The sequence below is a fragment of the Streptomyces sp. NPDC007189 genome (genome assembly GCF_040703635.1).
Classification (GTDB): Bacteria; Actinomycetota; Actinomycetes; order Streptomycetales; family Streptomycetaceae; genus Streptomyces.
In genome coordinates this window covers 333,820-348,586 of sequence record NZ_JBEYEY010000006.1, presented here as the reverse complement: position 1 = coordinate 348,586, position 14,767 = coordinate 333,820, and the positions used below count along the sequence as shown (strand labels likewise).

Sequence of the window (14,767 nt, the reverse complement as noted above, 5' to 3'; positions counted from 1 at the left end):
GCCTGATCACATAGGGTGAAAAGAAAAACGGGAGGTTCGGCGTGTTCGTTGAACGGGCGCCACTTGTCGACTTAGTGTCCTGTTCAGAAGACTCCAGGGAACAGACACACTGGTAACCCTAAACTTCAGGGTTAGGGTTCGGGTCGGCGCTACGGACCGTCCCATTCGGCATCCGTCGTCCCCGCGCGGGGCACCGCACGGCGACGGCAACGTAATTCGAGGCGAGAGGCCTTCGACGTGGCAGCACCGCAGAACTACCTCGCAGTCATCAAGGTCATCGGTGTCGGCGGCGGTGGTGTCAATGCCATCAACCGGATGATCGAGGTCGGTCTCAAGGGCGTCGAGTTCATCGCCATCAACACCGACGCACAGGCGCTGTTGATGAGCGACGCCGACGTCAAGCTGGACGTCGGCCGCGAACTCACCCGCGGACTCGGCGCCGGAGCCAACCCGGCCGTCGGCCGCAAGGCCGCCGAGGACCACCGCGAGGAGATCGAGGAGGTCCTCAAGGGGGCCGACATGGTCTTCGTGACGGCCGGTGAAGGCGGCGGCACCGGCACCGGCGGCGCGCCCGTCGTGGCCAACATCGCGCGCTCGCTGGGCGCCCTCACCATCGGCGTGGTCACGCGCCCGTTCACCTTCGAGGGACGCCGCCGCGCGAACCAGGCCGAGGACGGCATCGCCGAACTGCGCGAAGAGGTCGACACCCTCATCGTCATCCCCAACGACCGGCTGCTGTCCATCTCGGACCGCCAGGTCTCGGTCCTGGACGCCTTCAAGTCCGCCGACCAGGTCCTGCTCTCCGGTGTCCAGGGCATCACCGACCTCATCACCACCCCCGGTCTGATCAACCTCGACTTCGCCGACGTGAAGTCCGTCATGTCCGAGGCCGGTTCGGCCCTCATGGGCATCGGCTCCGCCCGCGGCGACGACCGCGCGGTGGCCGCGGCCGAGATGGCCATCTCCTCTCCGCTGCTGGAGGCGTCCATCGACGGCGCCCGCGGTGTGCTGCTTTCCATCTCCGGCGGCTCCGACCTCGGCCTGTTCGAGATCAACGAGGCCGCCCAGCTGGTCAGCGAGGCCGCCCACCCCGAGGCCAACATCATCTTCGGCGCGGTCATCGACGACGCCCTCGGCGACGAGGTGCGGGTCACCGTGATCGCGGCCGGCTTCGACGGCGGCCAGCCCCCGGCCCGCCGGGACAACGTCCTCGGCTCGTCCTCGGCGTCGGCGGGCTCCCGCCGCGAGGACTCCGCCCCGGTACGGCAGCCCGAGCCCAGCCGCCCGTCCTTCGGCTCGCTCGGCAGCGTCAAGCCCAAGGAGGAGCCGGAGCCGGCGCCCGAGCCGGTGGCCGACATCCCGGCCCCCGCGCCGCCGGTCACCCCGGCGCCGCGGCCGGCCTACACGGACAGCGCGGCCGAGGAGCTGGACGTCCCGGACTTCCTCAAGTGATAAGACGGCGCGAGAGCGTGAGCGGCGCGCACTTCGCCTTCACCGACCGGTGGGGCGGGGTGAGCGCCGCTCCGTATGAGGAGCTCAACCTCGGCGGCGCGGTCGGCGACGACCCGGAGGCCGTACGGGCCAACCGGGACATCGCGGCCAAGGCGCTCGGCATCGAGACGGACCGGGTCGTGTGGATGAACCAGGTGCACGGCGCCGAGGTGGCCGTCGTCGACGAGCCCTGGGGCGACCGCCCGGTCCCGGAGGTCGACGCCATCGTCACCGTCCGCCGCGGACTCGCCCTCGCCGTCCTCACCGCCGACTGCGTGCCGGTGCTGCTCGCCGATCCGGTCGCCGGGGTCGCCGCCGCGGCGCACGCGGGCCGGCCCGGCATGGTCGAGGGCGTCGTCCCGGCCGCCGTACGGGCCATGGTGGAACTCGGCGCCGAGCCGGGGCGGATCGTCGCCCGCACCGGACCGGCCGTGTGCGGCCGGTGTTACGAAGTACCCGAGGCGATGCGCGCCGAGGTGGCCGCCGTCGAGCCGGCGGCGTACGCCGAGACGAGCTGGGGCACGCCGGCGGTCGATGTGAGCGCCGGGGTGCACGCGCAGCTCGACCGGCTCGGGGTGTGCGACCGGGCGCAGGCGCCGGAGTGCACGCTGGAGTCGGTCGATCACTTCTCGTACCGCCGAGACCGCACCACCGGGCGGCTCGCGGGCTATGTCTGGCTGGACTGATGGGGCATGACGGACCGTAAGACCGAACTCGCCGCAAATCTGGCGAAAGTGGAGGAGCGCATCACCGCCGCGTGCGTGGCGGCCGGGCGCAAGCGGGAGGAGGTGACCCTGATCGTGGTCACCAAGACCTATCCGGCGAGCGATGTGCGGATCCTGTCGGAACTCGGTGTGCGCCATGTCGCCGAGAACCGCGACCAGGACGCGGCGCCGAAGGCCGCCGCATGCTCGGATCTGCCTCTTAAGTGGCATTTTGTCGGTCAGTTGCAGACCAACAAAGTCCGTTCCGTGGTCGGTTATGCCGATGTCGTGCAGTCCGTCGATCGCGCCAGGCTCGTCACGGCCCTGTCGAAGGAGGCCGTGCGGGCGGGACGTGAGATCGGCTGCCTGATCCAGGTGGCGCTGGACGCCGGGGAGAGCGCTCGGGGTGAGCGCGGAGGCGTGGCGCCGGGCGGAATCGAAGAGTTGGCCGACCGCGTCGGACAGGCGCCGGGGCTGCGGCTCGACGGGCTGATGACCGTCGCTCCGCTCACGGGGGAGTACGCGGGGCGCGAACGGGCGGCGTTTGAACGGCTCATGGATTTGTCGACCGACCTGCGCCGAGCCCATCCGGCTGCAACCATGGTGTCGGCAGGGATGAGTGCGGACCTCGAACAGGCCGTGGCCGCCGGAGCGACACATGTACGCGTCGGCACTGCGGTACTCGGAGTCCGCCCCAGGCTCGGGTAACGTCGCCAAGAAGTCGGACCACAGCAGAAAATATGGTCAGTGCCTGCGAAGGCGGGCACAACGACCTCGTGGATCGCGGGCACTTGGCAGTCGTCAGCCGATCCACCACAGAGCGGAGGACTCAGAGCATGGCCGGCGCGATGCGCAAGATGGCGGTCTACCTCGGCCTCGTGGAGGACGATGGGTACGACGGCCGCGGATTCGACCCCGACGACGACTTCGAGCCCGAGTTGGACCCGGAGCCGGAGCGGGACCATCGACGGCACGAATCGTCACACCAGTCACACAGCGCACATCAGTCCCAAAGGGACGAAGAGGTGCGTATCGTGCAACCGCCCGCGCCGCGCGAGCCGGTGGCCCGTTCGACTTCGCTCGCCGCGGAATCCGGGCGTCCGGCGCGGATCGCGCCCGTGGCATCCATCACACAAGAACGTCAGTCCCTCGAGAAGAACGCACCGGTGATCATGCCCAAGGTTGTGTCCGAGCGAGAGCCTTACCGGATCACCACGCTTCACCCCCGGACCTACAACGAGGCCCGTACCATCGGGGAACACTTCCGTGAGGGCACCCCGGTGATCATGAATCTGACTGAGATGGATGACACAGACGCGAAGCGACTTGTCGACTTTGCGGCCGGTTTGGTGTTTGGTCTTCACGGCAGCATCGAGCGGGTGACGCAGAAGGTGTTCCTGTTGTCTCCTGCTAACGTCGATGTCACGGCGGAGGACAAGGCCCGCATCGCAGAGGGCGGGTTCTTCAACCAGAGCTGAGACGCAGACAACCGGATCAGGTTCGGAAGAGCACGGACAGGGGAGAGGGAAGCGCAGGCCATGAGCGTGTTCATCACGGTGGTCCACACCGCGCTGCTTGTGTTCCTCGTCGTGCTCATCTTCCGGCTCGTGATGGACTACGTGTTCCAGTTCGCCCGCTCGTGGCAACCCGGCAAGGCGATGGTGGTCGTACTGGAGGCCACCTACACTGTCACCGATCCACCGCTGAAGCTTCTGCGGCGGTTCATCCCGCCGCTGCGTCTCGGGGGCGTGGCGCTCGACCTGTCCTTCTTCGTACTGATGATCATCGTCTACATCCTCCTCTCCATCACGGGGAGCTTCATGTGATGAGGGTGGACGATACGGTCTTGCCGACTGCCGATGACTACGTTGAGGTGAAGAGATGCCGTTGACCCCCGAGGACGTGCGGAACAAGCAGTTCACGACCGTCCGCCTCCGAGAAGGCTATGACGAGGACGAGGTCGATGCCTTCCTCGACGAGGTCGAAGCCGAACTGACCCGTCTGCTCCGCGAGAACGAGGACCTGCGCGCCAAGCTGGCCGCGGCGACCCGTGCGGCCGCCCAGAACCAGCAGAACATGCGCAAGGGCCCGCCGGAGCAGGACCAGCAGCAGCACCCGCAGCAGCACCCGCAGCAGGGCATGCGAGGTCCCGGCGCGCCGGTGCCCGCCGGGATATCGGGCCCGCCGCAGCAGCAGATGGGCGGCCCCATGGGTGGCCCGCCCCAGCTGCCGAGCGGCGCCCCGCAGCTGCCCGCCGGCCCCGGCGGTCAGGGCGGCCCGCAGGGTCCCGGCCCGATGGGCCAGGGTCCGATGGGCCAGGGCCCGATGGGCGGCCAGCCGCCCATGCAGCAGCAGATGGGCGGCCCCATGGGTGGTCCCATGGGCATGCCCGGTCAGGGCCCCGGCGGCGACAGCGCCGCCCGAGTCCTCTCGCTGGCCCAGCAGACCGCCGACCAGGCGATCGCCGAGGCCCGCTCCGAGGCCAACAAGATCGTCGGCGAGGCCCGCAGCCGCGCCGAGGGTCTGGAGCGTGACGCCCGTGCCAAGGCCGACGCCCTGGAGCGGGACGCGCAGGAGAAGCACCGCGTCGCGATGGGCTCCCTGGAGTCCGCCCGCGCCACGCTGGAGCGCAAGGTCGAGGACCTGCGCGGCTTCGAGCGCGAGTACCGCACGCGCCTGAAGTCGTACCTCGAGTCCCAGCTGCGCCAGCTGGAGACCCAGGCCGACGACTCCCTGGCCCCGCCGCGCACCCCGGCGACCGCGTCGCTGCCGCCGTCCCCGGCGCCCTCCATGGCCCCGGCCGGCGCGAGCGCCCCGTCCTACGGCGGCAACCAGACGATGGGCGGCAACCCCGGCCCGTCCGCCCCGTCCTACGGCGGCCAGCAGCAGATGACCCCGGCCATGACCCAGCCCATGGCCCCGGTCCGCCCGCAGGGCCCGTCCCCGATGGGCCAGGCGCCCTCGCCGATGCGCGGGTTCCTGATCGACGAGGACGACAACTGAGCACCGGGCACTAGTACGACAACGGCGTCGGCAGCGCTCATCAGGGCGGGCCCCCCGGACTTCGGTCCCGGGGGGCCCGCCCTGTTTTACGCGGGTTGCGAGGCAAGTGCCGGGCACGGGGGACGGCGGTCCGGCACGGTGAGATCAGGGGGTGCCATGAAGAGGGGGTGGCCAGGGTCACGGGGGCGGGGCCGTCTTGCAGGACCGGCTCCTGTTGAGAGGGCGCGGTCGGTCCCCGCTACGGAGATCGGGCCGCCGTGCAGGGACCTCGCCCGTGACATGGGCGCGGAGCGCGCCGCAGAGGTCGGGCCACCTTGCGGGACCGGCGTCCACGAAGAAGGGGCGGCTCCTCGCCACGAGGCCGTGTTCCAGGGCCCGCGCATGAAGAGGGGCCCGGCCTCCCCACGGAGACCGGGCCCCTCTTGGCTCGCTCGGTGCTTACGCCTTGCGCAGGCGGAACGTCAGCGACAGGCCCTCGTCGGTGAACGGCTCGCCGAAGGTGTCGTCGGCCTCGCCCTGCGCGAAGTCGGTCGACAGGACCTCCTCGGCGATCAGCGCGCTGTGCTCGGTCAGCGCCGCGACCACCGCCGGGTCGGTCGAGGTCCAGCGCAGAGCGATCCGGTCGGCCACATCCAGCCCGCTGTTCTTCCGGGCCTCCTGGATCAGCCGGATCGCGTCACGGGCCAGGCCCGCCTGCCGCAGCTCCTCCGTGATCTCCAGGTCCAGGGCGACCGTGGCACCCGAGTCGGAGGCCACCGACCAGCCCTCGCGCGGGGTCTCGGTGATGATCACCTCGTCGGGAGCCAGGGCGACCGTCTCGCCGTCGACCTCGACCGAGGCCGTGCCCTCGCGCAGCGCCAGCGACAGCGCGGCGGCGTCCGCGTTCGCGACCGCCTTCGCCACGTCCTGCACCCGCTTGCCGAACCGCTTGCCCAGCGCCCGGAAGTTGGCCTTGGCGGTGGTGTCCACCAGCGAGCCGCCCACCTCGGACAGCGACGCCAGCGAGGACACGTTCAGCTCCTCGGTGATCTGCGTGTGCAGCTCGGGGTCCAGGGACTCGAAGCCGGCCGCCGCGATCAGGGCGCGGGACAGCGGCTGACGCGTCTTGACGCCCGACTCCGCGCGCGTGGCGCGGCCCAGCTCGACGAGCCGGCGGACCAGGACCATCTGCTTCGACAGCTCGGGGTCGATCGCGGACAGGTCCGCCTCCGGCCAGGCGGTCAGGTGCACCGACTCCGGCGCGCCCGGGGTCACCGGCACGACCAGGTCCTGCCACACCCGCTCGGTGATGAACGGGGTGATCGGCGCCATCAGCCTGGTGACCGTCTCCAGCACCTCGTGCAGGGTGCGCAGCGCGGCCTTGTCGCCCTGCCAGAAGCGGCGCCGGGAGCGGCGGACGTACCAGTTCGACAGGTCGTCGACGAACGCGGACAGCAGCTTGCCGGCGCGCTGGGTGTCGTACGCCTCCAGCGACTGCGTCACCTGGTCGGTCAGCGCGTGCAGCTCGGACAGCAGCCAGCGGTCGATCAGCGGGCGGTCGGCCGGGGCCGGGTCGGCCTCGCTCGGCGCCCACGCGGACGTACGCGCGTACAGCGCCTGGAAGGCGACCGTGTTCCAGTACGTCAGCAGGGTCTTGCGGACGACCTCCTGGATGGTGCCGTGGCCGACACGCCGTGCCGCCCACGGGGAGCCGCCGGCCGCCATGAACCAGCGCACCGCGTCCGCGCCGTGCTGGTCCATGAGCGGGATCGGCTGCAGGATGTTGCCCAGGTGCTTGGACATCTTGCGGCCGTCCTCGGCCAGGATGTGGCCCAGGCAGACGACGTTCTCGTACGACGACTTGTCGAAGACCAGCGTGCCGACGGCCATCAGCGTGTAGAACCAGCCGCGGGTCTGGTCGATCGCCTCGGAGATGAACTGCGCCGGGTAGCGGCTCTCGAACAGCTCCTTGTTCTTGTACGGGTAGCCCCACTGCGCGAACGGCATCGAACCCGAGTCGTACCAGGCGTCGATGACCTCCGGCACGCGCGTGGCCGTCGCCCCGCAGCCCTCGTGCGGGCAGGCGAAGGTGATCTCGTCGATGTACGGGCGGTGCGGGTCCAGGTCCGACTGGTCGGCGCCGGACAGCTCGGTCAGCTCCGCGCGGGAGCCGACGCAGGTGAGGTGGCCTTCCTCGCAGCGCCAGATCGGCAGCGGGGTGCCCCAGTAGCGGTTGCGGGACAGGGCCCAGTCGATGTTGTTGTTCAGCCAGTCGCCGTACCGGCCGTGCTTGACCGTGTCGGGGAACCAGTTGGTCTTCTCGTTCTCCTGGATCAGGCGGTCCTTGATCGCCGTGGTGCGGATGTACCAGGAGGGCTGCGCGTAGTAGAGCAGCGCGGTGTGGCAGCGCCAGCAGTGCGGGTAGCTGTGCTCGTACGGCAGGTGCTTGAACAGCAGGCCGCGCTGCTTGAGGTCCTCGGTGAGCTTTTCGTCCGCCTTCTTGAAGAAGACGCCGCCGACCAGCGGGACGTCCTCCTCGAAGGTGCCGTCCGGGCGGACGGGGTTGACCACCGGCAGACCGTAGGAACGGCAGACCTTGAGGTCGTCCTCACCGAAGGCGGGGGACTGGTGGACCAGACCCGTACCGTCCTCGGTGGTGACGTACTCGGCGTTCACCACGAAGTGGGCCGGCGCCGGGAACTCCACCAGCTCGAACGGACGTTGGTACGTCCAGCGCTCCATCTCGGTGCCGGTGAAGGTCTGGCCCGTCGGCTCCCAGCCCTCGCCGAGCGCCTTGGCGAGCAGCGGCTCGGCGACGACGAGCTTCTCCTCACCGTCGGTCGCGACGACGTAGGTGACCTCGGGGTGGGCGGCGACCGCCGTGTTGGACACCAGGGTCCAAGGGGTCGTCGTCCACACCAGGAGCGCGGCCTCGCCGGCGAGCGGACCGGAGGTGAGCGGGAAGCGGACGTACACCGAGGGGTCGACGACCGTCTCGTAGCCCTGCGCCAGCTCGTGGTCGGACAGGCCGGTGCCGCAGCGCGGGCACCAGGGGGCGACGCGGTGGTCCTGGACCAGCAGACCCTTGTTGAAGATCTCCTTCAGCGACCACCAGACCGACTCCACGTACTCGGGGTCCATGGTCCGGTAGGCGTCGTCCAGGTCGACCCAGTAGCCCATCCGGGTCGTCAGCTCGGCGAAGGCGTCGGTGTGCCGGGTCACGGACTCGCGGCACTTGGCGTTGAACTCGGCGATGCCGTACGCCTCGATGTCCTGCTTGCCGGAGAAGCCCAGCTCCTTCTCGACGGCCAGCTCCACGGGCAGGCCGTGGCAGTCCCAGCCGGCCTTGCGGGCCACGTGGTAGCCGCGCATGGTGCGGAAGCGGGGGAAAACGTCCTTGAAGACGCGCGCCTCGATGTGGTGGGCGCCGGGCATGCCGTTGGCGGTGGGCGGGCCCTCGTAGAACACCCATTCCGGGCGGCCCTGCGACTGCTCCAGGCTCTTGGCGAAGATCTTCTGCTCGCGCCAGAAGTCGAGCACGGCGTGCTCAAGAGCGGGCAGGTCGACCTGTGCGGGCACCTGGCGGTACGTCGGCGCTGTCATCTGCGAGCATCCTCCAACGGACTTGCTGCCTTCCGTCGGAGGGACGAGAGCCTTCGATCCTGCCTACGCCGTGTGCGGCGCGCTCCCGCGGTACCACCCTCCTTGGCCCTCCGCCGCGCCGTACGCGCCGGTGAGCCCCCTCATTGGGGTCGCGAAGCCGGTTCTACTGACCCGTGCTGGGCTTTCTTCCGGCGGCTCCGGGGTGATCTTCACGTCGCGCTCGCCCCCGGGCTCACACCGTCCCCGGGTCGCTCTGGGCTGCGTACGCCGCTACTCGTCCCCATCCACGCTTTTCGCTTCGCCCAGTGTACGGCTCCGCGCGGACAGCGGCCGACCGGTTTTCCCCGCGGTGCGGCCGAGGGCTCGGCGGCGGCCCGGGGTGACCCGAATGGCCAGAGGCCGGGCGCCCGGATCCGGGGAGGCCGGGCGCGGCGGATTACCCGGCGGGGAGCTGGGCACAACGGATGCAGGCCCGCTGCGCGGGGGTGCGGGCGGGCGAATCGGGCGGTGCGCCCCGTTGCCGTGGGACTCAAGTCGATTTATCGTCCCAGCACGATTCGCGAACATGATCACAATATGTGAAGGGGTCGCGGCCATGGTGGCGAAAAAGACCGCCGTACAGCAGCCGGCGACCGGCCGGCGCCGGGGCGCGGCCGCCTCCGGCGCTGCGGCCGCCACGGGTGGCCAGGCCAAGGGAGCGGCCGGCAGGAAGAGCCTGACCGGGGGAAGGGGCGCGGAGCCGGCCGCGAGGAGGACAGCGCTGAGAGACCCGGCCCCGAAGGAGCCGGCCGCCAGGAGGACGACGGACAGCGGGGCGACGGCCGGCGCCGGTACGAGGGCGACGGCTGGGAGGAAGACGGCCGCTGAGAAGTCCGCCGCCGCCAAGATGCCTGCCGCCAAGACGGCCTCTGGTAGGACAGCCGCTGCCAAGACGGCCGCTGCCAAGACGTCGGCGCTCGGGAAGTCCGCGGCGAAGAAGTCCGCTGCCGTGGACTCGGCCGCTGGGAAGACCACGTCGTCCAAGAGGACCGCGGCCAAGAAGCCCTCGACCGGAAGGGCCACCGCCGAGAAGAGCACCGCCGAGAAGAGCACCGCCAAGGAGACGGCTGCCAAGAAGGCGGCAGTGAAGGAAACGGCCGCCAAGAAGACGGCTGCTGAGAAGCCGCCCGCCAAGGAGATCTCGGCCGGGAAGGCCACGGCGCAGAAGACCGCGGCGCAGAAGGCCGCGGCCCGGAAGGCCACGGCCGGAAAAGCCGCTGCCAAGACGACGGCCGGGAAGAAGACGGCGGCCGGCGAGAAGACCTCGGAGGCCGGCAAGAAGACGGCGGCCAAGAGCGCGTCGGCCGTGAAGACGGGACCCGGCGTCGCGGCGGCCGGAGCGGCTGTGCCGGAGAAGACGGCGGTCAAGAAGACCGGCGGCAGGAAGCCGGTGACGAAGAGAGCGGTGGGCGAGACGGCCGTGGAGAAGCCGGTGGTGAAGGGAGCGGTGGGCGAGACGGCCGTGGAGAAGCCGGTGGCGAAGAAGGCCGGCGGCGGGAAGGCGGCCGCAGTGGGCGTCTCCGCGGAGGCGGCCGACACGAGCAGGGCCAAGAAAGCGGGCGCGGCGCGGGCCGCCAAGCAGACGGGAGCCACGACAGTGGTTGCGAAGAAGACTCCTGGCACGGCCACGGCGGAGACCGCCGTCCCCAAGGCGCGGGGCGCCGCGGTGGAGCCCGGCGAGCTGGCGGTGCGCCCCGGCGAGGACCCCTGGACCGCGGACGAGGTCGCCGGGGCCCGTGCCGAACTGCTGTCCGAGGCGGAACGGCTGCAGGAGGAGATCAGCTCCTCCGAGGCGTCGCTCGCGGGTCTGATGCGGGACTCCGGGGACGGCGCGGGCGACGACCAGGCCGACATCGGCGCCAAGAACATCACCCGTGAGCACGAGATGGCGCTGGCCGCGGGCGCGCGCGACATGCTGGTCCAGACCGAGCGCGCCCTGGAGCGGCTGGACGCGGGCACCTACGGCCTGTGCGAGAGCTGCGGCAACCCCATCGGCAAGGCCCGGATGCAGGCCTTCCCCCGGGCCACCCTGTGCGTCGAGTGCAAGCAGAAGCAGGAACGCCGCTCCTGAATGCGCGCGGCCGTGTCGTAGTCTCGTCCTCAGTCAGGCACCTAGGTTGAGGGACTCACGTGGCAGAGGCGGAGCGCATCATCGGTACGCCGGACACCCCGGACGGAAGCGGCGAGCAGGCCCCGGCCCAGGAGCGGGGGCGTCGCGGGCGCCGGATCGCCCTGCTGTTCGCGGTGGCCGCCTTCGCGTACGCCCTCGATCTGATCAGCAAGCTGCTCGTGGTCGCCAAGCTGGAGGGCCGTGAGCCGGTCAAGCTGCTCGGGGACTGGCTGGAGCTGAACGCCACCCGCAACCCGGGTGCGGCCTTCGGCTTCGGCCAGGCCTTCACGATCATCTTCACCCTGATCGCCGCGGCGGTGATCGTGGTGATCATCCGGCTGGCCCGCAAGCTCTACAGCTACCCCTGGGCCATCGCGCTCGGCCTGCTGCTCGGCGGCGCGATCGGCAACCTCACCGACCGGATCTTCCGGTCGCCCGGCGTCTTCGAGGGCAAGGTCGTCGACTTCATCGCGCCCAAGGGCTTCGCGGTGTTCAACCTGGCCGACTCGGCGATCGTGTGCGGCGGCATCCTGATCGTGCTGCTGTCCTTCCGGGGCCTCGACCCGGACGGCACGCTCCACAAGGACTGAGCCCGGGGCCGTCCACGGCAGGTTTTCCACAGGCTCGTGCGGGCCGGTTCCGCCCGTCCGGCATACTCGACGGGTGAGCACGATTCCCGAGATCCGTACCCTGCCCGTGCCCGACGGCCTGGAGGGCGAGCGCGTCGACGCCGCCATCTCCCGCATGTTCGGCTTCTCCCGCAGCAAGGCGGCTGAGCTGGCCGCCGCCGGCAAGGTCCAGGTCGACGGCGCGGTGGTCGGCAAGTCCGAGCGGGTGCGCGGCGGCGCCTGGCTCGAGGTCGAGATGCCCCAGGCGCCCGCGCCGGTGCAGATCGTCGCCGAGCCGGTCGAGGGCATGGAGATCGTGCACGACGACGAGGACGTGGTCGTGATCGTCAAGCCGGTCGGCGTGGCCGCGCACCCGTCGCCGGGCTGGAGCGGCCCCACCGTCATCGGCGGTCTCGCCGCCGCCGGATACCGGATCTCCACCTCCGGCGCCGCCGAGCGCCAGGGCATCGTGCACCGCCTCGACGTGGGCACGTCGGGTCTGATGGTGGTCGCCAAGTCGGAGCGGGCCTACACCTCGCTCAAGCGCCAGTTCAAGGAGCGCACGGTCGACAAGCGCTACCACACCCTGGTCCAGGGCCACCCGGACCCCACGAGCGGCACGATCGACGCGCCGATCGGCCGCCACCCGAACCACGACTACAAGTGGGCGGTCACGGCCGACGGCAAGCCCTCCGTCACGCACTACGACCTCATCGAGGCGTTCCGCGCGGCCTCGCTGCTGGACGTGAAGCTGGAGACCGGCCGTACCCACCAGATCCGCGTCCACATGGCCGCCCACCGCCACCCCTGCGTCGGTGACCTCACCTACGGCGCCGACCCGACCCTCGCCAAGCGGCTGCGCCTGACCCGCCAGTGGCTGCACGCCGTGCGCCTCGGCTTCGAGCACCCCGGCGACGGCCAGTGGGCGGAGTTCGAGAGTGAGTACCCCGCGGACCTGCAGGAGGCCCTCGACCAGGTACGCGAGGAGACGTACGCATGAGCGTGCCGTACACCGTCCGGGTCGCCGAGGATCCCGCCGACCGCGAGGCCTGCTTCGCGGTCCGCAAGGAGGTCTTCGTCCGCGAGCAGGGCGTCGCCGAGGACATCGAGTACGACGCCTACGACGCGGTCGCCGTGCATGTGCTGGCGGTCCGCGACGACGGCGTGCCGCTGGGCACCGGGCGGCTGCTGCACGGCGAGGCCGCCGCGGCCAAGACGGGCGGGGATGCCTCGGTGGGCTCCCTGGGGCGGCTCGCCGTGACCCGCGAGGCCCGCGGGCTCGGCGTCGGCGCGGCCCTGGTGCGGGCCGTCGAGGACGCGGCACGCACGCGAGGCCTCACCGCGGTCGACCTGCACGCCCAGACCCACGCGCTGGGTTTCTACGAGCGCCTCGGCTACACGGCGTACGGCCCGGAGTTCCCGGACGCCGGGATACCGCACCGGGCGATGCGCCGCGCCCTGTAGAGGCCCGAGCCGGGCCCGGGGGCGGCGGGCGTTCCCGCCGGCCGGATGGCAGTCTTGAAGCCTGCGAGATGATCGTCGACCCCGGAGCGCCGTCCGTGGATCAGTTGGCTCTGCTGTTCGTCCTGCTGCTCGGGGCCCTGGTGAGCGTCCCGCTGGGAGACCGGTTCGGGGTGCCGGCGCCGGTCCTGATGACCCTGTTGGGCGGGGTCCTCGCGGTGGCCGACTTCGTGCCCGACGTGAACATCCCGCCGGAGCTCATCCTGCCGGGGCTGCTTCCGCCCCTGCTCTACGCCGCCGTACGGCGCACCTCATGGCGGCAGTTCGCGGCCAACATCCGCCCGATCCTCCTGCTGGCCGTCGCCCTGGTCTTCATGACGACGGTGTGTGTGGCGGTCGTCGCCCACGCGATCGTGCCGGGCCTGACGGTCGCCGCCGCCGTCGCGCTCGGCGCGCTGATCGCCCCGCCCGACCCGGTCGCCGCGACCAGCGTCGCCGGGCAGCTCGGGCTGCCGCGCCGCCTGGTGTCCATCCTCGAGGGCGAGGGGCTCTTCAACGACGTCACCGCCATCGTGCTGTACCACGTGGCGATCGCCGCGGTGCTGAGCGGGTCGTTCTCGGCCTGGCGGGCCGGCGCGGACTTCGTGCTGTCCGCCGTCGTCGCCGTGGTCGTGGGCCTGGTGCTGGGCTGGGGCGCGAACAGGCTGATGGACCTGCTGGGCGATCCGACCCTGCAGATCGGCATGACCCTGCTGGTGCCGTACGCCTCCTACGTGCTCGCGGAGAAGCTGCACGGCTCCGGGGTGCTCGCGGTGCTCACCACGGCGCTGTTCCTGGCCGAGTACGCCACCGACGCCGACGACGTGATGACCCGGCTGGCCGGGCACGCCTTCTGGGACATCATCGACACCCTGGTCACCGGGGTGGCCTTCGGGCTCATCGGTCTGGAACTGCACAACGCCATCCGCACGGCCCAGGGACGCTGGGGCGAGTTGCTCGGCTGGGCCGCCGTCGTCGTGGGCGTGGTGATCGTCGTACGGCTGGTGTGGCTGCTGCCCGCGACCTGGCTGACCAAGCGGCTGCACGCGCGGCGGGACTCCGACGAGGAGATCCCGGTGAGCTGGCGCGAGACCGTCGTGATGTGGTGGTCCGGGATGCGCGGGGTGGCCTCGGTGGCGCTGGCGCTGGCCGTCCCGCTGAAGACCGACGACGGCTCCCCGTTCCCCGACCGGGACGAGATCGTCTTCATCGCCTTCGGGGTCATCATCGTCACGCTGGTCCTGCAGGGGCTCACCCTGCCGTCGCTCGTCAGGTGGCTCGGGGTGCGGGCCGACTCCGAGCGGGAGAAGGAGTTCGAGAAGGAGCTGGCGGTACGCGCCGCGAAGGCGGCCAAGCGCCGGCTGCGGGAGATCGAGCAGGTGGAGGAGCTGCCCGAGGAGCTGTCCGAGCAGATGCTGCGGCGCGCCTTCGACATCGGGATCCGGATCAGCCCCGACATGGGGGAGGAGGAGCGGCGCGAGGCGCAGCACCAGCGGGTCAGGCGGCTGAAGCGGATCCGGAAGATCCAGAACGAGATGCTGAGCGCGGCGCGGCACGAGGTGCTGGCGGCGCGGAGCGAGCCGGGCGCGGATCCGGAGATCGTGGACCGGGTGCTCAGGCATCTCGACGTCCGCAGCCTGCGGTGATCAGGGGCACGCATAGCCCCTGTGGATGAATAGTCATATGAACATGCCGAGCCTGTGGATAAATCCGGGCGCGGCCGGTGACTC

General features: G+C 70.9%; 12 protein-coding genes. 11 read left to right on the top strand and 1 reads right to left on the bottom strand.

What is annotated here, in order from left to right:
* Positions 1-237: 237 nt before the first annotated feature.
* The 6 genes from ftsZ (at position 238) to AB0950_RS15750 (ending at position 5,198) form a co-directional block, all read left to right on the top strand.
* Entirely contained in the window at positions 238-1,452 is a 1,215-nt protein-coding gene (gene ftsZ, locus AB0950_RS15775) for a cell division protein FtsZ (protein ID WP_360150064.1), read from the top strand.
* Positions 1,449-2,177, top strand: coding sequence for a peptidoglycan editing factor PgeF (gene pgeF, locus AB0950_RS15770; protein ID WP_366778715.1), 729 nt, complete (start codon positions 1,449-1,451; stop codon positions 2,175-2,177). Before ftsZ ends, pgeF begins: the two co-directional genes overlap by 4 nt.
* Positions 2,178-2,183: 6 nt before the next feature.
* The gene (locus AB0950_RS15765) at positions 2,184-2,903 is read left to right on the top strand and encodes a YggS family pyridoxal phosphate-dependent enzyme (RefSeq protein ID WP_360150070.1); all 720 of its coding nucleotides are present in this window, start codon (positions 2,184-2,186) and stop codon (positions 2,901-2,903) included.
* 128 nt (positions 2,904-3,031) lie between these two features.
* Positions 3,032-3,673: a cell division protein SepF gene (gene sepF / locus AB0950_RS15760; protein ID WP_023551436.1), complete on the top strand. Its 642-nt coding sequence runs from the start codon at positions 3,032-3,034 to the stop codon at positions 3,671-3,673.
* Positions 3,674-3,733: 60 nt separating this feature from the next.
* Positions 3,734-4,021, top strand: a complete 288-nt coding sequence (locus AB0950_RS15755; protein ID WP_023551437.1) for a YggT family protein — start codon at positions 3,734-3,736, stop codon at positions 4,019-4,021.
* A gap of 55 nt (positions 4,022-4,076) precedes the next feature.
* Positions 4,077-5,198 (top strand): DivIVA domain-containing protein, encoded by a 1,122-nt coding sequence (locus tag AB0950_RS15750; RefSeq protein ID WP_360150075.1) that lies wholly within the window; start codon positions 4,077-4,079, stop codon positions 5,196-5,198.
* 438 nt (positions 5,199-5,636) lie between these two features.
* Here AB0950_RS15750 and ileS read toward each other — a convergent pair whose 3' ends face one another.
* Positions 5,637-8,780: an isoleucine--tRNA ligase gene (gene ileS / locus AB0950_RS15745; protein WP_360150078.1), complete on the bottom strand. Its 3,144-nt coding sequence runs from the start codon at positions 8,778-8,780 to the stop codon at positions 5,637-5,639.
* Positions 8,781-9,375: 595 nt separating this feature from the next.
* Between ileS and AB0950_RS15740 the strand changes: the two genes are divergently transcribed.
* From AB0950_RS15740 to AB0950_RS15720, 5 genes are all read left to right on the top strand, one after another.
* Positions 9,376-10,890: a histone H1-like repetitive region-containing protein gene (locus tag AB0950_RS15740; protein WP_366778714.1), complete on the top strand. Its 1,515-nt coding sequence runs from the start codon at positions 9,376-9,378 to the stop codon at positions 10,888-10,890.
* Between the two features lie 59 nt (positions 10,891-10,949).
* Positions 10,950-11,519, top strand: a complete 570-nt coding sequence (gene lspA / locus AB0950_RS15735; protein WP_366778713.1) for a signal peptidase II — start codon at positions 10,950-10,952, stop codon at positions 11,517-11,519.
* Between the two features lie 73 nt (positions 11,520-11,592).
* Positions 11,593-12,537, top strand: a complete 945-nt coding sequence (locus AB0950_RS15730) for an RluA family pseudouridine synthase (RefSeq protein ID WP_360150087.1) — start codon at positions 11,593-11,595, stop codon at positions 12,535-12,537.
* On the top strand, positions 12,534-13,001 hold the full coding sequence (locus AB0950_RS15725; RefSeq protein WP_366778712.1) for a GNAT family N-acetyltransferase: 468 nt from the start codon (positions 12,534-12,536) through the stop codon (positions 12,999-13,001). Before AB0950_RS15730 ends, AB0950_RS15725 begins: the two co-directional genes overlap by 4 nt.
* Before the next feature lie 95 nt (positions 13,002-13,096).
* Complete coding sequence (locus tag AB0950_RS15720; RefSeq protein ID WP_366778711.1) at positions 13,097-14,683, top strand: Na+/H+ antiporter; 1,587 nt, start codon at positions 13,097-13,099, stop codon at positions 14,681-14,683.
* Positions 14,684-14,767: the final 84 nt, after the last annotated feature.